Raw genomic sequence first — 21,660 nt, forward strand, 5'->3', positions numbered from 1 at the left:
AAGGATATAATGGAATATACATTTCGTTTAGGAGTACATATAAAGGAGATGAGAGGAACCGTGATTAGCGTTCTTTTTAGTTACGTATTGCTTGGGGGTTCTTTATCAGCACCAGTTGGTCCTATCAATGTTGCGCAAATAAATAAGGGAATAAAAAACGGATTTTTAAGCGCATGGCTTGTAGGGGTAGGTGCGATGTTAGCTGATGTTATGATGATGTTTCTTATTTATTTTGGTGTCTCTACGTATTTAACAACATCTATTGCCAAATTAATGATTTGGGTATTCGGTTTTTTTACACTCTTGTATCTCGGTTATGAAAGTATAAGAGATGCTTCTAAGCAGGTTGACAGTATAGAAAACGAGGAAAAAGAACATCCGATGAAATCATTTGCCGCTGGTTTTTTCATTGCAATTTCTAATCCGCTTAATATTGTATTTTGGATTGGAATCTACGGTGCAGTTTTAACAAGTGCGATTGGTACTGTAGGTAAGGAAAAAGCTTTGCTATACAGCATTATGATATTTGTCGGGATTATGATTTGGGACTTATTTATGGCAACGACGATTCACTTCGGTAGAAAATTTGTTAATAATCGTATCATGAAATGGATTTCTCTTGCAGCAGGAATCATATTAGTTGGATTTGGTATGTATTTTGGATATGAAGCTGTTCAAGGAGTTCAAAAACTCATGTAGAAAAAAGGGATGCGGTGTGAAAGCTGCAATCCCTTTTCGTATATATGCATGTAAAATGTTGTATAAGAGTAAGTGTTCTATATAAAATGGGAATAGAAGAATGAATATATGGTTTAATATTTTTTAATATCGTTTTAGTCGGCGGAGGATTTTGATTTCAAAGAAAGGATTACATGTATGGTAAATAAAACAATGATTAAACGGTTATGTGGAGAAGCTGCATATAAAAAAGGTGAAACGTATTATCGAGAAAATCGGGTACATATTACAAATTATCATGTTGAGAGCAATGGTTATGAGGCAACTGTGAAAGGGACGGAAGATTTTTATGTTGTGATAGAAAAAGCGAATCATGGTAATGTTGTTGGAACGTGTACATGTCCTTCACTTGCGTCTATCCCATTATACTGTCAGCATATTGCAGCTGTATTATTCTCCATCAATCATTTTCAACAAGAGCAATCGCTTGAGATAAATCAAAAATCAAGTTCTATATATACTGAAGATGAGCGATTGGCAAATGGTATGTTGCACCTATTTGACCAAAAGCCGCTACGTCCAAAGAGTAAGCAGCATCGTTTCGATACACGTGAAGTATTAGATGTGGAATTCATTTGTGTGCCGGTATCTTTGAAAAGCGGCGGAGCGGTATTAGGTATCCAATTACGGTTAAAGAAACAATACTTTATACATAAGATTAGAGAATTTCTACATCAGGTCGAGCGAAGAGAAGCTTTTACATGTACAAATGATTTTACTTACATACCAGAAGAACATAGTTTCGAACAAGAAACAGATACAATTATTCAGCGACTTATTCAAATTTATCAAAATGAGAAAATGTACGTAGAATCGTTGCAAATACATTCTGAACAAGATGAAAGTATGATTTTTATTCCGCCCGCTTCTTGGGAGGAGATGCTTACTTTGCTTTCTAAAGCTTCTTTTGTGAGTTTTATACAAGATGAGCAAGTACACAATGGATTTCATATTTCAGGGGGATTGTTACCTTTAACGTTTGCATTTCATAAGGGAGAAAACAGCGGTTATATGTTGAAAATTGCTGGCTTGCAAAAGGTGGACGTGATGAGTGCGTATGGGTATGCTCTTTTAGAAGGAAAGCTATATTCTTTAACGGTAGAGGATTGTAATAGGCTTATTGCCTTAAAAAAGATGATGAACCAGTCCATACGTAATCAATTTCATATTCCAAGTGATAAAATAGAGCCGTTTATCCAAAAGGTTGTACCAGGGTTAATGAAGATTGGGACAGTTCGGATGGATGAAGTAGTATCAGAAAGGTTTGAAATGCCTTCTTTAAAAGCAAAACTATTTTTAGATCGAGTGAAAAATCGCTTATTAGCAGGGCTTGAATTTCAATATGGGAACGTTGTAATCAATCCGCTAGAAGAGGGGCAACCGACTGTTTTAAATCGAGATGAGAAGAAAGAGCGGGAAATATTGCGGATTATGGATGAAAGTGCCTTTGCGAAAACGGAAGGCGGCTATTTTATGCACAATGAGGAAGCGGAATATCATTTCTTATATCATGTTGTTCCAAGGTTAAAAAAGTTGCTTACTGTTTACGCGACGACAGCGATTCAGTTGCGGATTGTAAAAGGGGGCAGTGCCCCTCTTGTACGAGTACGGCGAAAAGAGCGAATAGATTGGTTATCATTTCGATTTGATATAAAAGGAATTCCAGAAGCTGAAATTAAAGGAGTGCTGGCAGCGCTGGAAGAGAAGCGAAAATATTACCGATTGGCGAATGGATCCTTGTTATCACTTGAAAGTAAAGAATTTAACGAGGTCAACCAATTTGTAAAAGAATCAGGTATTCGAAAAGATTTTTTACAAGGAAAAGAAGTGAATGTACCGCTTGTGCGTAGTATAAAATGGCTAAGCTCACTTCAAGAAGGAAACATTTTAAATATGGACCAATCTGTTCAAGATTTGATAGAAAATATTCAAAATCCTAGAAATCTTAAATTTCCTATACCAGAGGGAATAACGACAGTACTTAGAGAGTATCAAAAGTATGGATTTGCATGGATGAAGATGTTAGCACATTATCGCTTTGGCGGTATATTAGCAGATGATATGGGACTTGGCAAAACGCTTCAAAGTATTGCGTACATTGTCTCCGTTTTGCCTGAAATTCGGAAAAAAAAGCTGCCTGTCTTAGTTGTGGCACCGTCTTCGTTAGTGTATAACTGGCTTCATGAAATTCGAAAATTTGCTCCTCATATACGAGCAATGATTGTAGATGGGAAGCAAATAGAGCGCCAGAATAGTTTAAGGAATATAACGAATTTCGATGTGGTGATTACATCGTATCCTTTATTACGACGAGATGTGAGGCTGTATTCAGAGCCATTTCATACATTATTTTTAGATGAGGCGCAGGCATTTAAAAATCATACGACGCAAACTGCAAAAGCGGTGAAAACAATTCAGGCTGAGTACCGTTTTGGATTAACGGGAACACCTGTAGAAAATTCATTAGAAGAGCTATGGTCGATTTTTTATGTCGTTTTTCCAGAACTACTACCAGGAAAAAAAGAGTTCGGCGATTTAAGACGTGAAGATATAGCGAAGCGAGTGAAACCATTTGTATTAAGAAGGCTAAAAGAAGACGTATTAAATGAGTTGCCAGATAAAATAGAACACTTACAATCATCGGAGTTATTACCAGATCAAAAGCGACTTTATGCAGCGTATTTAGCAAAGTTAAGAGAAGAAACGTTAAAGCATTTAGATAAAGATACGTTACGTAAAAATAAAATTAGAATTTTAGCTGGTTTAACGAGATTGCGACAAATTTGTTGTCATCCCGCTTTATTTGTTGATGATTACAAGGGGAGTTCAGCTAAATTTGAACAATTGTTAGAAATTTTAGAGGAATGTAGAAGTACAGGGAAGCGTATTTTAATTTTTTCTCAATTTACGAAGATGCTTTCTATTATTGGTCGTGAGCTAAATCGTCAAGCCATTCCATACTTTTATTTAGACGGGAATACACCATCACAAGAGCGTGTAGAGCTATGCAATCGGTTTAATGAAGGAGAAGGAGATCTATTTCTTATTTCTTTAAAAGCTGGTGGTACTGGTCTCAATTTAACTGGTGCAGATACGGTAATATTATACGATTTATGGTGGAATCCAGCAGTTGAGCAACAAGCGGCGGATAGGGCGTACCGAATGGGGCAAAAAAATACAGTACAAGTGATTAAGTTAGTAGCCCGCGGAACAATTGAAGAAAAGATACATGAACTTCAAGAGAGTAAGAAAAATTTAATTGCTGAAGTGATTGAACCGGGGGAAGAGAAATTATTTTCTATTACGGAGGAAGAAATTCGGGATATACTTATGATTTAAATGTAAAAAAAGCTATGCTTTCACCTAGATGAAAGCATAGCTTTTTTGCTGTAATAATTTTATTTTGTTTTGAACAAAGTAAAGAAATAAAACAAAATTTATTTGTTAGTCCCTTTACTTTTATTTTTATATGGCTTTGCAATTTTCTTTTTTCTTGCGCTTGATTGCCAACGGTTCCATCCTTTGCTTCCTGTACCTTGTCCTACACCTTTTTTCGGTTTCGCTTTCGTTTTACTCACATCATCACTCCGCTATATAAAGACATTATTTAATAATAGTCAATCATTGAGAAAATAATCTTGATAAAGGACTATGTTTGTTTTAAATAAAAAACGACTTGAATGCTACAGTATATCATGAATTTGCAAGTAATATTGAAAGGAATTACAAAGAAAATGAAAATAATAAGAAATACTGCGGATTCTATATTTCGAACGATTATATTAATTGCTGTGTATATGTTCGTTTCGGTCAGTGAAACGTTTTTCGGATTGACGAGGCAAAAGAAGTAAAGATAGCATATTAACAACAATCAATAAAGACTTAAAATAAAGAATTGAAACATATTTTTAAAAATTCATTGACTTTCTTTGTTTTTTGTATAAAATAATCATTAATAAAATGTTTCAGAGATGTGACAACAAAAAAGACTATGAAAGGACGAGTAGTAGTAGGACGTAGTCAAAGCGAGTCAGGGATGGTGTAAGCCTGATACGAAACCTATTATGAAGAACCTCCTGGAGTCGCTAACCGAAATCCAACTATGGAAAGTAGACTTAGCCGGGAACTTCGCCGTTACAAGAAGAACAGTATCGAGATTTGTATCTCCGTACTGTATAAGTGAGCAACCTCTGTTGCTAATTTGGGTGGTACCGCGGAACCAAAGCCTTTCGTCCCAGTTTTTTGGGGAAGAAAGGCTTTTTTGATTGGTTTCTTTCCATTACATCCAAACATTTTAGGAGGAAATGGACATGTATCAATCATTAATGACAGTAAGAGAAACACAAATCGCAATCAAGGAAGTTAAAACATTCTTTGAAGATCAATTGGCAAAACGACTTGGACTATTCCGTGTATCTGCACCATTATTCGTAACGAAAAAATCAGGTTTAAATGATCACTTAAACGGTGTAGAACGCCCAATTGAATTTGATATGCTACATTCAGGAGAAGAATTAGAAATTGTTCATTCACTAGCGAAGTGGAAACGATTTGCGCTACATGAATATGGCTATGAAGCTGGTGAAGGTTTATATACAAACATGAATGCGATTCGCCGTGATGAAGAGCTTGATGCAACACATTCCATTTACGTTGACCAGTGGGATTGGGAAAAAATTGTTCAAAAAGAATGGCGTACAGTGGAATACTTGCAAGAGACAGTACGGACGATTTATGGAATATTTAAAGATTTAGAAGACCATTTATTTGAAAAGTACCCATTCCTCGGTAAATATTTACCAGAAGATATTGCATTTATTACTTCGCAAGAATTAGAAGATAAATATCCAGAGCTAACACCGAAAGAGCGTGAACATGCAATTGCGAAAGAATATGGTGCGGTCTTTATTATTGGAATTGGTGATGTACTTCGCTCTGGTGAAAAACATGATGGACGTGCAGCTGACTATGATGACTGGAAATTAAATGGTGATATTTTATTCTGGCATCCCGTACTTCAATCTTCATTTGAATTATCTTCAATGGGAATTCGTGTGGATAGTCAATCACTTGACGAACAGCTAACGAAAGCTGGAGAAGACTTCAAACGCGATTACGATTTCCATAAAGGAATTTTAGAAGATGTACTACCATTAACAATTGGTGGTGGCATTGGACAATCAAGAATGTGCATGTATTTCTTACGTAAAGCACATATCGGTGAAGTTCAATCTTCTGTATGGCCTGATGAAATGCGGGAAGCTTGTAAGAAGGAAAACATTCATTTGTTTTAAATAGAAAGTATGTAAAGGATAGTTGGTTCAATCATAGAACCGCTATCCTTTTTTATAATCATAAAACGAGTATAAATTAGTGATTGACAGTTATTATATAGGTGTTTTTCTTATGTGATCGGTATTGATTTAGGAATCGTTTCTATGCTGTTGTCTGTAATTGGACTCTTGATAACATATTTTAAATTAGATATGGAGTAAGACGCGGGAACTGTTTGAAGTATTGTACATGCTTTTATAGTATTTAGGATTAATCATATTCCGTATCTAAATTTTTTAGGAATATCAGCACATGATCTTATTTATCTTACTGTTTTGTATCGCACTGATTGAGTAGTTACAGTAAACAGGACAGTTATATGCCCGATTTAAATCAGTAGGGAAGCGAGGGGAAGGTGATAAAAAAGCACATTTTAATGGGATATAAAATGTGCTTTTCATTATGTAATGAAAGAAATTTTTACATGTTTGTGTCGAAGGATAGCAACATGTTTTGTAGAGCCTTTTTATATAGGTTCATCGGAATATGCTGCTGGCTGATATTATAAAATATAGATATACCGTTTTCTAATGAAAGGATAGTCCACGCTATTTCTTTTGCTGATAAAGTAGCTTGATAGTCTGCGTTTTGTATGAAATTTTCAATAGACTTAGAAATTTGTTCTACCGCATCAGCAATCAATCTTGCCCATTTATCTCGCACTGATTCCTCACGCATTGCATATAGAAGAAATTCCATAGTAAGCATGTTCCATGTTTTTGTTTTCTGTCTAAGAGAATGGGAATATTGGTCCATTTTCTCGATAAAGCTTGCTAATGATTGCTCTTTTTCTATCATGATACAAATATCTTGCACATATAGATGCATTTGTCTTTCTACAATTGCTAGAAATAGTTCTTCTTTCGTATGAAAATGAGCATAAACGGCTCCTTTACTAAATCCAGCATGTTCTGCAATCTTATCAACAGAAGCTCCATGGAAGCCTAATTTAGCAAATGTTTCAAAAGCGGATTCTAAAAGTAACTTTCGTGTTTCATGTTTTCGTTGTTCTTGGGTTAATCTTTGGCGGCTCATAATATCCCCCCTCTCTTGACAATTATATCATGAGGTATTAATATACCGAGTGGTATATAAGTTCGAATTCGTATATAATTTGTGAACGATACATAGCAGAAAAAATGAAGTGACCGAGAAGATTCATACTCTTTATCACATATTAACGGGCAATTATTTCTCATCGCCTTTCTTTCATGTACTTAACTTTTTAGATGGAGATTTCACTGCCCTAAAATAGTGGATAAAAAAGTAGGAATCATTTGTTCTATTGTAGTAAGATAATTTAATGGAAGGGAGAAAAGATATTATGGGAAGGAAAAAAGAAGTAACAAATGCCCAAAGACAACGACCGGAAATTTTGGCTCAAACTATTAAAACTGGAATTATTAAATCCAATTTGGTGCCAATGTTTGCTGGATTGACACTCGCTTTATATAAATATAAAATAAGCCCGTTTGAAAAAATACCAGAGATTCTATTTGCTTTTATAGGTTCAATCTTAATAATAGGAGCAGCGGGGGCATTTAATAATTTATATGATCGTGATATTGACTCTATTATGGAGAGAACAAAAAATAGACCAACTGTAACGGGAGATATAAGCCCGAAGACAGCACTATGGCTTGGAATATTTATGACGATTTTTGGTTTAGTATTCCTTGCGCTAACGACATATTTAGCAGCAATACTAGGGTTTATAGGTTTATTTTTATATGTTGTACCATATACAATGTGGAGCAAAAGAAGAACCATTTACAACACAGAAATCGGAAGTGTTTCAGGAGCAATGCCGCCGCTTATCGGTTGGGCTGCTATATATCCGGATGTGACACATCCAGCTATTATCGGTCTTTTTATTATTATGATTATTTGGCAAATGCCTCATTTCTATGCAATAGCGATTCGTAAACATAAAGAGTATGAGGCTGCGAACGTTCCAATGCTTCCAGTAGTGAAGGGAGTTAAAAGAACATATATACAAACAAATGTGTATTTAGTTATTTTAATTATCATAAGTATTCTTTTAGGATCATTAAGTATCGGCCTTATGTTAGTATCGCTTCTATTAAGCATTTTATGGTTGGCCTTAAGTATTTATGGGTATAAAAAAATGGATTCAGAGAAATGGGCAAAATCATTGTTTATTTTCTCACTGTTCCATATGACAATTTTATTTTCCACAGTTATTATCTACTCTCTTGTAGGTATCTTTTTTGGAAGTTAATTTGTAAATCATAAAAAACAATTTCCACTATATAAAAGGGGAAATTGTTTTTTATTATATCAATATTGTTTTCTTACCTTTTTAAATGATATGGAAAACATTTCGTGTTTCATAGTGTAACATAATCATAATTAGCTAGAGAAAAAATAACAACAAAGAAATATTCTTTGCTGTTATGTAGCAAGTTTATTTATTCATTTGTACCAATGGTTCAACTTTTGTCATAAACGCTTGGTGAAGTGCTTCTACACCATCTACTAAATGTAGACGATCAATAACAACAGATATTTTAATTTCAGATGTACTTACCATTTTAACATGAATGTTTTCTTCTTTTAATGTAGAGAACATATGGGCAGCGACGCCTGGATTGGACACCATCCCAGAACCTACAATGGATACTTTCGCAAGATGATTTTCATATTCTACAGATTCATAGTGAAGTGTTTCTTGATTTTGTTTTAATGCTTCTAATGTTTCTCTTAAATCATTTGAATGAATAGAGAAAGATAGATGCACAGTTCCTTCATTTGTAATACTTTGAATAATAATATCAACATTAATATGAGCCTCTGCTAATGTAGAGAAAATCGTTGATAATGAGTCATGCTCTAATCCTTTTATTGTAACGCGTGTAATATTATCTTCAAATGCAATACCTTTTACGATGGATTGTTGTTCCATGTTACATTCTCCCCTTACAATTGTTCCGTTTTCTTGTTCCATACTGGAACGGACTTCTAATACGACATTATGGTTTTTCGCAAATTCAACAGCACGCGGATGTAAGACACCAGCCCCTAAGTTGGCAAGTTCTAACATTTCATCATAAGAGATTTCATCTAATTTATATGCATTATTTACAACGCGTGGATCAGTTGTGTAAACACCAGTTACGTCCGTATAAATATCACATTTCTTTGCTTTAAGAGCAGCTGCTAATGCAACAGCAGTTGTATCAGAACCACCTCGGCCTAGGGTTGTAATTTCTTTTTCTTCACTTAATCCTTGGAAACCAGCCACAATAACAATTGTCCCTTCTTGTAAATAAGATTGGATTCGCTCTGTATGGATATCGGTAATGCGAGCATTTCCGTGCACAGGTTCAGTTGTAATACCAGCTTGCCAACCTGTTAATGAAATCGCTTGATATCCTTTTGTTTGCAATGCCATTGTTAAGAGTGAAATTGTTACTTGTTCACCAGTTGTCAGCAGCATGTCTAATTCGCGCTTACTTGGATTTTCTGTAATAGAAGTAGCAAGTGCAACGAGTTCGTCAGTACTTTTGCCCATTGCTGAGACGACAGTGACGACATTATGTCCTTTTTCGTACTCTTCGATCATTAAATTAGCGACATGTTGAATGCGTTGAATATTTCCGACAGAAGTACCGCCGAATTTTTGCACAATCGTTTCCATCGTTCATTCCTTCTTTCAGCTTATTTTTCACAATACATCAGGAAATGTAATATAGGAGAGTAATATGAAAATCCCCAATATTCCTGTAGTTACCGGACAGAAAAGAAAAAACACCATCTCAAATAGATGAGGATGGTGCTGTTACAGGAAAAGGGAAACAGAAAACGGAGCTAATAAAAAAATCGCCAAAAAAGGAATATCAGTATAAACATGATATCTCTTTTTTGTAGATAGCTCTTCATATATACACGTCTGTATATATGACAGTTCTGTTTCTATTCGAAAACAGCCCCAATCGATAAATGCAGAGAAATTTATCGATTTCGGCAACACTTCCTTTCCTCTAAACTCATTGACATCTCTGTGTCTCCTTTAGAATAATCATAAGTGCTGCAACCTCTATCTCACGTTTTAGGCGAGAGTGTTTCAGTTATGAAGTTGTTGGTAACATGTGTTTTATAATAATTTAAATTTTCCGAGGAATCAAGTTATTTATTTAAATTTAGAAAATTATTTTTTTTAAGTTTGTAAGCAGTGAAAAAGAGGGGAGTACAAATGGAAAAGGTCTGACGTATTCAAGTGCCAATTAGTCAAATAGCGATTTGATTTTCAAATCTAGCATTCAGATAAACTGTTTTTTTTACAATATAATTTTTCATTAAAATAGAGAAATATATCGTTTTATATTAATTTTTAAGATATAGGGCTAGATTAGTTGATTTTAATAACGTATACTTTTATCGTTAGCTAATTTATCTCGTAGCATAGGGTATTTTTATCTCCTTCTTATAAGAAGAGGAGAGTATGAATGAGTTTGATAGATGAAATGCTAGTATTTTATGAAAAAAGGAGGCTAGTTAACACGGGACAAGTAAGTACATAACGTGTTAAGAGTAAGATGAAAAAAGTAATTTCTAACGTTTTAGCAATGACAGCTGCACTACAAGTTATAATGGTTCCAACAACCTCATTTGCGGCAGAAAAAGGATTTTCAGATGTACCAAAGAGTCATTGGGCATATGAGGCAATCAATGATTTAGCAAATCGAAACATCATTGCAGGTTATGACAACGGTAAATTTGGATTGGGAGACAGCGTAACGCGTGAACAAGTAGCTGCACTTATTTATCGTGCATTGAAACCAGAAGCGAAAGCAGAATATAAAAATCCATATCATGATGTAAGTGCAAGTACAACAATGTTTCCAAATGAGATTTTAGCTTTAACGGAGATGGGAATCTTTACAGGGGATGAGAACAAAAACTTTAGACCAAAGGATTCATTAACTCGCGCTGAAATGGCAATGATTTTACAAAGAGCTTATCATTTAAAAGTAAAGGCGAATCATACATTTCATGATGTGGATCCGAATTCTTGGGCGAAAGATGCAATTAGTGCGTTACAGTCTAATGGAATGGCAGAGGGAGATGGAACGGGTGCATTTTATCCGTCAAAAACTGTCACACGTGAGGAATATGCACAATTTTTATTTAATGCGGAACAATCTTATTTAAATTTAGATTTAACATTAGCTTCCAATGTAACAGCAGAAGAAATTGATAATTTTCTTAAGAAATCGCGTTCTGATAGTCCGTTAATTGGCCATGGACAAGACTTTATTGCAGCACAAAATGAACATGGTGTAAATGCTCTTTACTTAGCAGCACATGCAATTTTAGAATCTGGATATGGAAGATCTGAGATTGCATATCGTAAACATAATTTATTTGGACTACGTGCATATGATCGCGATCCATTCTATCATGCAAAATATTTACCAACATACCGTGATAGTATTTCGTACAATGCTAACTACGTGAGAGAACGTTATTTAGAGAAAGGTGCAATCTATTATAATGGTCCAACATTAGTTGGTATGAATGTGAAATATGCATCCGATCCAGAATGGGCTGGAAAAATTGCTGGTTTAATGGAGCGTATTAAGCCGTTTGATCGAAATGATTATAAAAATGCTAACAGATTACCGAAAAACCCACATACTTTAGACGTTGAAGCGTTAGGAAATGAAATTCCATATAAGGATTTAGGAAATAGAGAAATTGCTGTTCAGGCATCTGGAAAATATTATAAAGTGCCGTATCCATACGATTTGAAAATTAAGAGTATCCCAGACATTACACAAAATGAAATGGGAACATTAACGAATGGATCAAAAGTAACAGTTCATCGTGAAGATCCAAATGGATGGGTAGAGTTTTCGATGAAAGATAAGCAAGAAAAATATTGGACATTGAAAAGTAATTTAAAAATGTAATAAACGAAAAAGGTGTTTTCTCCACAGAAAACACCTTTTTGATTTGAAAAATTTGTTATTCTTCAGTAAATATAAATGTTTGTTTCATCTTTTTACTTTTACTTTCTGGATGCCCGTTATAAGTAAATTCTTTTTCTTCCCAAGTCATGACAACTTTAAATGTATGGCTAGTAAAATATAGTGGGAAAACCATATAATCAAAACTTGTATGACTTTTTGAGACATTTGTATGTGGTACAGTAGGGTTAAATGTAGTTTTAGCTGATGGATCATTACCAACTATTTCTATAGATACATTTGATACATCTTTACCGATATTTTTAACGAATAAACTATATGTATCATAGACACCTTGCTTCGGTTGTATCGCTTGTTTGTTTGAGTTGTAAGATTTATCAATTTCGATATACCATTGTTTAGACTTTGAGGCAACAGGAAGTTCTTGAAATGTAAAGGCACTTACTTGTATCGGCAATACTATACAAAGAAGAGTAAGTAAGAAAAATATTTTTCGTTTCATTTTACAAAGCCCCTATTCTTTTATAACTTTATTTGTTAGTATTCTCCATTTTTGTCACAATATACGATATATGTAAAAAGAAAGAGTTGGTTGAGGGAATATGATCTTACTTGCATAGTAAGCAAAAATACATGCATATTTTGATTATAAGGATGAGAAAGTTATGATTATATTTTTGAAGAAAAAGCTAGTTTGCCATAGTTGTTTGAAAGAAAGTGTTAAGGGAGAAGATTTTTTGTTCGGTTGAGCTTACTAAGTCACTCACGAATGCTAGTTGGAGTATTGGATCAATTATTAATCAAAACGGCAAAAAGCAATTTTGTGTGAGCAATGTTATGAGTAGAAAAGAATTGGAAGCAGTGCTGGAGACAACTGGTGATAATTAAAATTATAACATTCATTGTATTTTATATAAAAATACAATGAATGTTATTTTTTGTATAAGAATAAAAAGAATGAAAATAATGGTAAAATAATACTGTCGTATAAAAGAGGGGGAAACATTGGATGAAAAAAGAGTGGCTTGCTAATGTAGATTTAACGAAAAAAATTGATTCAAAATCGAAGTATAATAAGAAACTTAAAAAATATCAAAGACATTTATTGGCATTACAGCAGATTTTAAAAGAAGAAAAAGTAGCTGTTATTATGGTTATGGAAGGCTGGGATGCGGCTGGTAAGGGCGGAGCAATTAAGCGAGTGACCGAACATCTTGATCCGCGTGGATTTCAAGTGAAACCTATTGCTGCACCTGCTCCTCATGAAAAACGATATCATTATTTGCAACGATTTTGGCGGGAAATTCCTCGGTATGGACAAATTGCAATTTTTGATCGTTCTTGGTACGGTCGTGTTTTAGTTGAGCGTGTGGAAGGGTTTGCTACACAGGAAGAGTGGGCAAGAGCATATGATGAAATCAATGACTTTGAGAAAGTATTAACGGATGATCATTACATTATTGGAAAGTTTTTTTATCATATGAGTAAAGATGAACAGTTGAAGCGATTTAAGGAGAGAGAGAATAATCCTCTTAAACGATGGAAAATTACAGATGAAGATTGGCGTAATCGTGAAAAGTGGGATGAGTATGTGGAAGCAATGGAAGAGATGTTTGAAAAAACAAATCAACCGAATGCGAAGTGGCATATTATCGCTAGTAATAATAAATTATATGCACGTGTGAAAACATTGAAAGTCATGATTTCATTAATTGAGGATTATTTTTTAGAACATGGTATAGAACTACCTTCTTATTACTATGAAATAAAAGCGGAGCAGCAAGAGGAATTTGAAATTGTGCAAGATGTAAGTATGAAATAGTACGGAAGAATTTTGTCATGATAAAAGGTGTGCATGAAACATGAAAATGTTTTTTACGCCTATATAGAGATTATTCTTGTGGAAACGATAGAATTATGCTAAAATTTACGTAACTTTAAATGAACGGAGGGGTCTCCTTTGATTTTTATCAGATTACGTCTCAATACTTTGTGCCGATAATTGAATAGTGCTCAAAGCCTCTGTCTGTGTACGGAGTGAACGGGATTAGTCTGCCTATTTTTTAAAGGAACCCTTTATAAAACGCATATGTGAAAAAGAGGGAGGGACGAATACCCCCTCTTTTTGTTTTACCTTTATAAATAGAATGGTTGAATATATGTATGCATATTGGATACGTATATCGTTTGGGGATTTTTGCACATGGAATTTAGAAGAAGCACGATATTCTTCTATTTGTCGTGTATCCTTGTCCGTTTATGAAAACACAGGCAGTGGCCTGTGTTTTTTAGTTTGCGTAATCGAAATGGAGGAACATGTATGGAAGAATTTGTACAAAGAGCAATATTAGTTGGTGTAAATTTAGGGCATGAAAGCGATTTTCAATATTCAATGGAGGAATTAGCAAATCTTGCAGAAGCATGTGATGTGGAAGTTGTCGGGCAAGTTACACAAAATTTACAACGTGTAAATCCTTCTCATTATATTGGAACAGGAAAGATTGGAGAAGTAGCAGCCTATGTGAAGGAAGTTGATGCGAATATTGTTATTTTCAATGATGAGCTATCTCCTTCGCAAATTCGAAATTTAGAAAAAGACTTAGACTGTAAAGTGATCGATCGTACGATTTTAATTTTAGATATTTTTGCCCAGCGTGCAAAAACGAAAGAAGCACAGCTACAAGTAGAAGTAGCTCATCTTCAATATATGATGCCCCGTTTAGTCGGCCTTCGTGAATCGCTAGGAAGACAAAGTGGCGGTGTTGGTACGAAAAATAAAGGTGTCGGTGAGAAAAAGTTGGAATTAGATCGCCGAAAAATTGAAGAGCAAATTTCGGTGTTGAATAAAGAATTAGAAGCACTTGTTGTACAGCGCAAAACGCAGCGAAAACAACGAAAGAAAAATGAAATTCCTGTTGTAGCATTAGTAGGATATACAAACGCGGGAAAATCTACGACGATGAATGCAATGCTTGAAATCTTTAATGGAACTATAGAGAAGCAAGTATTTGAAAAGGATATGTTATTTGCGACATTAGAAACGTCTGTTCGAAATATTGAGCTTCCGGATAATAAATCATTTTTATTAACAGATACAGTTGGATTTGTAAGTAAGTTACCACACCATCTTGTAAAGGCATTTCGTTCAACGTTAGAAGAAGTTGCAGAAGCAGACTTACTCATTCATGTTGTCGATTATTCGAATCCAAATTATGAGCAATTAATTGAAATTACGAATCAAACATTAAAACAAATTGGAGTTGAAAACATTCCGACAATTTATGCATATAATAAATCAGATATGATGGATGTGGAAATTCCAAAAACGAAGAAAGATCGCGTTTATTTATCTGCGAAAAAACAAATTGGTATGGAAGAATTAGTTGAAATGATTCGTTCACATATTTATAAAGAATATACAAAGTGTGAAATGTTAATCCCGTATGATCAAGGGCAAATTGTTTCTTATTTCAATGAGTATGCACATGTTATATGTACGAGTTATGAAAATGAAGGTACGAAACTTTCGCTGGAATGCAAAATAAGTGATTTTGAGAAGTATAAGCGTTTTGCTATTTGAAATAAAATATATTGAATGTATTTCAAATATTCACTTATATTAAAAGTAGTGTGAATAAAATGGAAAGAACGGAAGGGTGACCCAATTACATGAAGTATTAATCCTATTTATGAAAGCAAACAATTGAAGGCTATTTTTAACAGACCATTACGCTGTTATTTGTGATGCCTTTTATTTGCGTTTTTCAGAATAGGATGTACTTCTATAGTTGGCCCAAAGAGAGTAGGGTTTTCTCTTTTTGTGTACACCTATATATGATTTATGCCTCCTATTCTGAATGGATATAGGGGGCATTTTTTGTCTTCTAAATGAGATAAGAGGAGATGTTACTATGTTGTTATTAGAAGCTAATCGTATAAAGTACTATATACAAGATCGCTTGTTACTTGATATAGATCAATTGCAAATTCATCAAAATGCTCGAATTGGGTTAGTTGGTAGAAATGGAAGCGGAAAAACAACGTTATTTCAAATATTAGCTAAAGAAATTGTCCCGGAAGAAGGGAGTATTGTTCAACGTGTGAGGTGTGAACTTCTACCGCAGCTGAAACAAACAGATACAACAAAAAGCGGTGGTGAAGTGACGCAAGAATATATTCAAAAAGCTGTTCTGAAAGATCCGGAGCTTTTACTTGCCGATGAACCAACGACAAACCTTGATACAGGACATATTGAATGGCTGGAGAAGAAGCTTGGAAATTGGAAAGGGGCATTTGTTATCATTTCACATGACCGCGCGTTTTTAGATGCTCTTTGCACAACGATATGGGAATTGGATGAAGGGAAAATAAAAGTGTATACAGGTAACTATAGCGAATATGTAAAACAAAAAGAAATAGAGCGGCAACAAGAACAATTAGCATATGAAAAATATGAAAAAAAGAAAAAGCAGTTGGAAGAAGCGGTAAAGCTGAAAGAGAAAAAGGCGGAACGAGCAACAAAGACTCCAAAGAAGGAAGGGAAGCTAGAACCGAAAATTACAAAGCCGTATTTTGCAAAAAAACAAAAGAAGTTACAAAAAACAGCAACCGCTATGATAACAAGGTTAGAAAAACTTGGAAAGGTAGAAAAAGTAAAAGAGCTTCCGCCGCTTAAGATGGACTTACCGAATGCGGAAACGTTTAAAAACCGAATTATTTTACGAGTGAATGATAGAATAGGTAAAGTTGGGAAACGTGTGCTATGGAAAAAAGCAAGCTTTCATATTCGAGGTGGTGACAAATTAGCAATTATCGGTGCAAATGGGAGCGGGAAAACAACACTCGTAAAACAAATTATGAATCAAGAGTATGGGATTAGATTTTCTCCTGCTGTAAAAGTTGGCTATTTTAGTCAAAATTTAAATATATTAGATCCAGCAAAATCCATTATCGAAAATGTCCAGTCTTCTTCCAAACAGAATGAAACGCTTATTCGAACAGTTCTTGCAAGAATGCATTTCTTTCGAGAGGATGTTTATAAGCTTGTAGAGGTTTTAAGTGGTGGGGAACGAGTGAAAGTGGCATTAACAAAGCTATTTTTAAGTGATATAAATACTTTAATTTTGGATGAACCGACAAATTTTCTTGATATGACAGCTGTTGAAGCGTTGGAATCTCTTCTAAAAGAATACGAAGGGAGTGTCATCTTTGTTTCACATGATCGCCGCTTTATTGAAAATATCGCGACACGAATTTTAACCATTCATAATCAAGAGCTTGAACTGTTTGAAGGAACTTATCAACAATATAAACGAACTCAAGTACAACAAGCTCAAGAGCGTAAAAAGGATACACGTCTTTTACTGGAAACGAAATTATCAGAAGTGCTAAGCCGGTTAAGTATTGAACCGTCCGAAAAATTAGAAAGGGAATTTGAAAAACTGTTACAAGAAAAACGAGAGTTGGATGCGTCTGAATAAGTGAAACATATATTCAAAAATAAAAGTACATCACGATTCGGAAGTGATGTACTTTTTGTAAGTAAAGGATAGAAGAAAAGTTATATATACCAGAGTCTCTTTCTACTCTGTTATATACGCCCATTTATAAGAATATATACCCGCAAATGGACGAACGACAACACCTTTTACGCTTGGACGTTCTAAGTAAATAAGCCCTGCTTGGAAGATTGGAGCAATTGCTGCATCATCTTCAACTAGAATTTTCTCAGCATCTTGGAACGCTTTCCAACGTGCTGGTAAATCAGTTGTTAAAGAAGAACTCGCTTTTTCCATTAATTCATCATATTGTTTGTTGGAATAGTTCATTTTGTTGAAAGGGCCATCTGTTACGAACATATTTAAAAATGTTGTCGGGTCAGGATAATCTGGTCCCCAAGTAGAAAGTGAAATTTCAAAGTCTCCATTTCCTTCACGTTCTAAAAATGCCTTTACTGGAAGTGGATTTAGTGTGATTTTTAAACCAGGTAGATTCTTCTCTAATTCGCCTTTTAAGTATTCGCTTATTTTTTTATCGTTTGACTCATCAGTTGATATGATGGAAAGAGAAACATTTTGTAGATTTGTTTCTTTTTTTGCTGTTTCCCATTGTTTTTTCGCTTCTTTTATATTTGTTTCTACTTTGACATTACTTGTACTACGAAAGTCTTTATTATCGGGTCCTTTTACAAAGCCTTTTGGAATGAAAGCATTTGCAGGAATGGAACCGTTATTTAAAATGGTTGTTGTAATTCCTTTTTTATCAAAGGAAAGAGAAATCGCTTTGCGAGCATTTTTATTTGCTAGTAAAGGATTTTTTTGATTTAATCGAAAAAATGTCACAGAAGGACGTGCCATTTTCTTTAAGCTTGGATCGTTTTGGTATTTATCGACAAATTCTGAATTAATTGTGATACGATCGACTTGTTTGCTTTCAAATAAATTAACAGCTGCTGAAGTGTCTTTCACGATATTGACATTAATTTCTTGTAATTTCACATTTTTATGATCCCAGTAGTTTGGGTTTTTCGTCATTTTATAACTTGTATCATGTTTCCATTCATTTAATACGAACGGTCCATTATATACTGCATTTGCAGCTTCGAGACCATAATTTGTCCCTTGTGCTTCAACTACTTTTTGATTTTGTGGATAAAAGGTTGCAAATCCCATTAGCCCTAAAAAGTATGGAACAGGATGCTCTAATTGTACTTCAAGCGTTTTATCATCAAGCGCTTTTACACCAAATGAATCGAGAGGTAATGCTTTTTTATTTACTTTTTCAGCATTTTTAATATCAAACATAATATGGGCATACTCAGAAGCTGTTTCTGGATTTATTGCACGTTTCCATGCATATTCAAAGTCATGCGCTGTTACAGGATCACCATTTGACCAGTTTGAATGACGAAGTTTAAATATATATGTTTTTCCATCCTCGCTTAATGTGTAAGATTCAGCTGCCCCTGGTACAGGTTTGTTACCTGGTCCAGGCATATACAGCCCTTCCATCACATTATTTAAAGCTGCATAGGAAAAACCATCCGTTGCGATAGAGGAATCAAGAGTAGAAATTTCCCCGGTTTCTACAATGTTTAATATTTGTTTTGTAGCTACTTTTTTCTCGTCTTTGTTCGTTGTTGTTTCTTGTTTTTGACCACAAGCTGTTAAAACGAGTGACAATGTAAGTGAGAGCGCCGCAACTCTCTTTGTTTTTTTCTTCATCGCTTTCATCCTCCCCTTTATCTTTGATTTAGTATAAAAGAAGATAAAGAAAATTTCTATAATTAAATCCAATAAAGTTTATGTGAAAAATATATTTTATGGAAAGTTGTATTGTTGGAAAAAGAGATAAAATCAGTATAGAATAGAAATGTTTCAAAAGTCAGAAGTGATGATACCCGCATAAAAATATATGTTGTAAGGAGGGTGAAATTCAAATATGCAGGCAATTTCAAAAGAAAATGTAGTGACGACGCCAACGATATATCGCATTTTATTTGCAATTAGTTTCGGTCATTTTTTGAATGATTCTATGCAAGCTGTTGTGCCGGCATTGTTTCCAATTTTAGAAAAAACGATGAATTTATCTTATATGCAAGTCGGATGGATTGCGTTTGCGCTAAATATGACGTCATCTGTTATGCAACCGGTATTTGGGATGTATTCAGATAAGAAGCCATCCCCATTTTTACTACCGCTCGGTATGTTCTCAAGCATGCTTGGAATGATTGGTCTTGCATTTGCACCAAACTTTATTATTGTTATTATTTCTGTTTTATTTATCGGATTAGGTTCAGCAGTCTTTCATCCAGAAGGAGCCCGCGTTGCGTATATGGCATCTGGTACGAAGCGTGGATTAGCACAAGCGATTTATCAAGTAGGGGGGAATACTGGTAATTCACTTGCTCCAATTTTTACAGCAGTAATTTTCGTTCCTCTTGGTCAAAAAGGTTCGCTTGGTTTTACGGCTTTTGCAGCAGTAGGGATTCTATTATTAATGTATGTGTCAAAGTGGTATAAAAATGAATTAGTAAGCGGTGCTGTAAAAAGCAAGAAACGAGCTGCACTTGAGGCTGAAAATGCAATTGTAAGTGCGCATATTAAATTTATTATCGTTCTCCTTATCTTTTTAACATTTGTTCGTTCGTGGTATGGAGCTGGTATTGGGAACTTCTATCAATTTTATTTGATTGAGCATTATGGTTTATCGATAAAGAATGCGCAATATTTTGTATTTGCTTTTATGATTTCCGGCGTACTGGGAACATTTTTTGGAGGACCGCTCGCAGATCGATTTGGTAAGAAAAATATTATTGTGTTCTCCATGCTAGGTTCTGCGCCGCTTGCACTTTTATTACCGCATGTTTCTCTTTTATGGGTTGTGCCACTATTTTTATGTATCGGTTTCATTAGTTCCAGTAGCTTTAGTGTGATTGTTGTATATGCCCAAGAACTTGTGCCAGGGAAAGTAGGGATGGTATCAGGATTAATTGTCGGTCTTGCATTTGGTCTTGGCGCGCTAGGTGCTGTCGTTCTTGGGAAATTAGCTGACATATATAGTCTGCAGTTCATTATGGTATTATGTAGTTGTTTACCATTAATTGGACTTACTTCCTGGTTACTGCCGAGTGATAAAAAATCCGTATAGAATAGGGGATGCGCTATGAAACTATGCAAAAATGTTACAGAATTAATAGGGGATACACCTGTCGTGCGATTATCTAAATTTGTTCCGAAAGATGCGGCGGATGTATATGTAAAGTTAGAAATGTTTAACCCATCTCGTAGTGTGAAAGATCGTGCAGCTTATCATTTAATTCATGTTGCAGAGGAGCAAGGCTTTATTCAGCCGGGAGATACGATTATTGAACCGACAAGTGGAAATACGGGAATTGGTTTAGCGATGAATGCAGCGGCGAAAGGATATAAAGCGATTTTAATTATGCCGGATAATATGTCAAAAGAACGAATGAATCTGTTAAAAGCATATGGTGCAGAAGTTATTTTGACACCGGCAGAACAAAGAATGCCAGGTGCAATTGCAAAAGCGATAGAACTGCAAAAACAAATACCGAATAGTTTTATCCCGCAGCAATTTGAAAATCCAGCAAACCCAAATATTCATCGCTATACAACAGCACTTGAAATTTATGAACAAATGGAAGGGAAGTTAGATGCCTTTGTAGCGACTGCTGGAACAGGTGGAACAATTACAGGGACAGGGGAAACGTTGAAAGAGAAATTACCCAATTTACATATTGTAGTAGTGGAGCCGAAAGGATCGCCTGTTTTATCTGGCGGTGTGCCAGGTCCTCATAAACTAGTTGGAACCAGTCCGGGGTTTATTCCAAAAAACTTAAATACAGAAATATATAACGAAATTATTCAAATTGCAGATGAAGAAGCGCTAAGTACGATGAGAAATTTAGCAAAACAAGAAGGGTTATTAGTAGGACCATCTTCAGGGGCTTCCGTCTATGCCGCAATTATGATTGCGAAGCGATTAGGTGCGGGTAAGAAGGTATTGTGTATTGCACCTGATACAGGTGAACGGTATTTAAGTATGGGGCTGTTTGAATAATAGATTGCGAGAGCATGCAAAGTAGAAAAATAAGAGATGTAACAATTTATAC

15 protein-coding genes, 1 riboswitch and 1 other annotated feature are annotated in these 21,660 nt (G+C 34.9%); of the genes, 10 read left to right on the forward strand and 5 right to left on the reverse strand.

Going from position 1 to position 21,660, the window contains the following annotated elements; genetic code table 11:
- Nucleotides 1–9: 9 nt before the first annotated feature.
- Nucleotides 10–699, forward strand: a complete 690-nt coding sequence (locus tag MR059_RS01980) for a LysE family transporter (RefSeq protein ID WP_012093915.1) — start codon at nucleotides 10–12, stop codon at nucleotides 697–699.
- 177 nt (nucleotides 700–876) lie between these two features.
- The gene (locus MR059_RS01985; protein ID WP_277927644.1) at nucleotides 877–4,077 is read left to right on the forward strand and encodes a DEAD/DEAH box helicase; all 3,201 of its coding nucleotides are present in this window, start codon (nucleotides 877–879) and stop codon (nucleotides 4,075–4,077) included.
- Between the two features lie 98 nt (nucleotides 4,078–4,175).
- Here MR059_RS01985 and MR059_RS01990 read toward each other — a convergent pair whose 3' ends face one another.
- A complete protein-coding gene (locus tag MR059_RS01990; protein WP_012093917.1) occupies nucleotides 4,176–4,316 on the reverse strand; it encodes a DUF3934 domain-containing protein in 141 nt (46 codons plus the stop codon).
- A 404-nt stretch (nucleotides 4,317–4,720) separates the two neighbouring features.
- Nucleotides 4,721–4,978 (forward strand) — a binding site (T-box leader).
- A gap of 70 nt (nucleotides 4,979–5,048) precedes the next feature.
- Between MR059_RS01990 and asnA the strand changes: the two genes are divergently transcribed.
- Nucleotides 5,049–6,032: an aspartate--ammonia ligase gene (asnA, locus tag MR059_RS01995; protein WP_012093919.1), complete on the forward strand. Its 984-nt coding sequence runs from the start codon at nucleotides 5,049–5,051 to the stop codon at nucleotides 6,030–6,032.
- 460 nt (nucleotides 6,033–6,492) lie between these two features.
- Here asnA and MR059_RS02000 read toward each other — a convergent pair whose 3' ends face one another.
- Nucleotides 6,493–7,107 (reverse strand): TetR/AcrR family transcriptional regulator, encoded by a 615-nt coding sequence (locus MR059_RS02000; protein ID WP_087094786.1) that lies wholly within the window; start codon nucleotides 7,105–7,107, stop codon nucleotides 6,493–6,495.
- A 289-nt stretch (nucleotides 7,108–7,396) separates the two neighbouring features.
- Between MR059_RS02000 and cyoE the strand changes: the two genes are divergently transcribed.
- Nucleotides 7,397–8,314 carry a heme o synthase gene (gene cyoE, locus MR059_RS02005; RefSeq protein WP_012093921.1) on the forward strand — a complete coding sequence of 306 codons (918 nt, stop codon included), beginning with the start codon at nucleotides 7,397–7,399 and terminating at the stop codon, nucleotides 8,312–8,314.
- A 186-nt stretch (nucleotides 8,315–8,500) separates the two neighbouring features.
- Here the strand turns inward: cyoE and MR059_RS02010 are convergent, their stop codons facing one another.
- The gene (locus MR059_RS02010; protein ID WP_087098385.1) at nucleotides 8,501–9,733 is read right to left on the reverse strand and encodes an aspartate kinase; all 1,233 of its coding nucleotides are present in this window, start codon (nucleotides 9,731–9,733) and stop codon (nucleotides 8,501–8,503) included.
- A 223-nt stretch (nucleotides 9,734–9,956) separates the two neighbouring features.
- A riboswitch (Lysine riboswitch) is annotated at nucleotides 9,957–10,143 on the reverse strand.
- Between the two features lie 488 nt (nucleotides 10,144–10,631).
- Here MR059_RS02010 and MR059_RS02015 point away from each other — a divergent pair.
- Entirely contained in the window at nucleotides 10,632–12,008 is a 1,377-nt protein-coding gene (locus MR059_RS02015; RefSeq protein WP_012093924.1) for an S-layer homology domain-containing protein, read from the forward strand.
- Nucleotides 12,009–12,063: 55 nt separating this feature from the next.
- On the opposite strand, the gene MR059_RS02020 is transcribed toward MR059_RS02015, so the two are convergent.
- Complete coding sequence (locus MR059_RS02020) at nucleotides 12,064–12,528, reverse strand: hypothetical protein (protein ID WP_242161454.1); 465 nt, start codon at nucleotides 12,526–12,528, stop codon at nucleotides 12,064–12,066.
- A gap of 507 nt (nucleotides 12,529–13,035) precedes the next feature.
- Here MR059_RS02020 and MR059_RS02025 point away from each other — a divergent pair.
- From MR059_RS02025 to MR059_RS02035, 3 genes are all read left to right on the forward strand, one after another.
- Nucleotides 13,036–13,848 carry a polyphosphate kinase 2 family protein gene (locus MR059_RS02025; RefSeq protein WP_012093926.1) on the forward strand — a complete coding sequence of 271 codons (813 nt, stop codon included), beginning with the start codon at nucleotides 13,036–13,038 and terminating at the stop codon, nucleotides 13,846–13,848.
- Between the two features lie 498 nt (nucleotides 13,849–14,346).
- Nucleotides 14,347–15,606 carry a GTPase HflX gene (gene hflX / locus MR059_RS02030; RefSeq protein WP_012093927.1) on the forward strand — a complete coding sequence of 420 codons (1,260 nt, stop codon included), beginning with the start codon at nucleotides 14,347–14,349 and terminating at the stop codon, nucleotides 15,604–15,606.
- Between the two features lie 331 nt (nucleotides 15,607–15,937).
- Complete coding sequence (locus MR059_RS02035) at nucleotides 15,938–17,506, forward strand: Vga family ABC-F type ribosomal protection protein (protein WP_242161456.1); 1,569 nt, start codon at nucleotides 15,938–15,940, stop codon at nucleotides 17,504–17,506.
- 102 nt (nucleotides 17,507–17,608) lie between these two features.
- Here the strand turns inward: MR059_RS02035 and MR059_RS02040 are convergent, their stop codons facing one another.
- Nucleotides 17,609–19,249 carry a peptide ABC transporter substrate-binding protein gene (locus MR059_RS02040; RefSeq protein WP_012093929.1) on the reverse strand — a complete coding sequence of 547 codons (1,641 nt, stop codon included), beginning with the start codon at nucleotides 19,247–19,249 and terminating at the stop codon, nucleotides 17,609–17,611.
- Between the two features lie 217 nt (nucleotides 19,250–19,466).
- Here MR059_RS02040 and MR059_RS02045 point away from each other — a divergent pair, with 217 nt between their 5' ends.
- Both MR059_RS02045 and cysK read left to right on the forward strand, forming a co-directional pair.
- Entirely contained in the window at nucleotides 19,467–20,675 is a 1,209-nt protein-coding gene (locus tag MR059_RS02045) for an MFS transporter (RefSeq protein ID WP_242161458.1), read from the forward strand.
- Between the two features lie 15 nt (nucleotides 20,676–20,690).
- Nucleotides 20,691–21,608 carry a cysteine synthase A gene (gene cysK / locus MR059_RS02050; RefSeq protein WP_012093931.1) on the forward strand — a complete coding sequence of 306 codons (918 nt, stop codon included), beginning with the start codon at nucleotides 20,691–20,693 and terminating at the stop codon, nucleotides 21,606–21,608.
- Nucleotides 21,609–21,660: the final 52 nt, after the last annotated feature.

Origin of the sequence: Bacillus cereus group sp. BfR-BA-01522, assembly GCF_022662635.1 — a bacterium.
In the GTDB taxonomy this organism is placed as follows: Bacteria; Bacillota; Bacilli; order Bacillales; family Bacillaceae_G; genus Bacillus_A; species Bacillus_A cytotoxicus.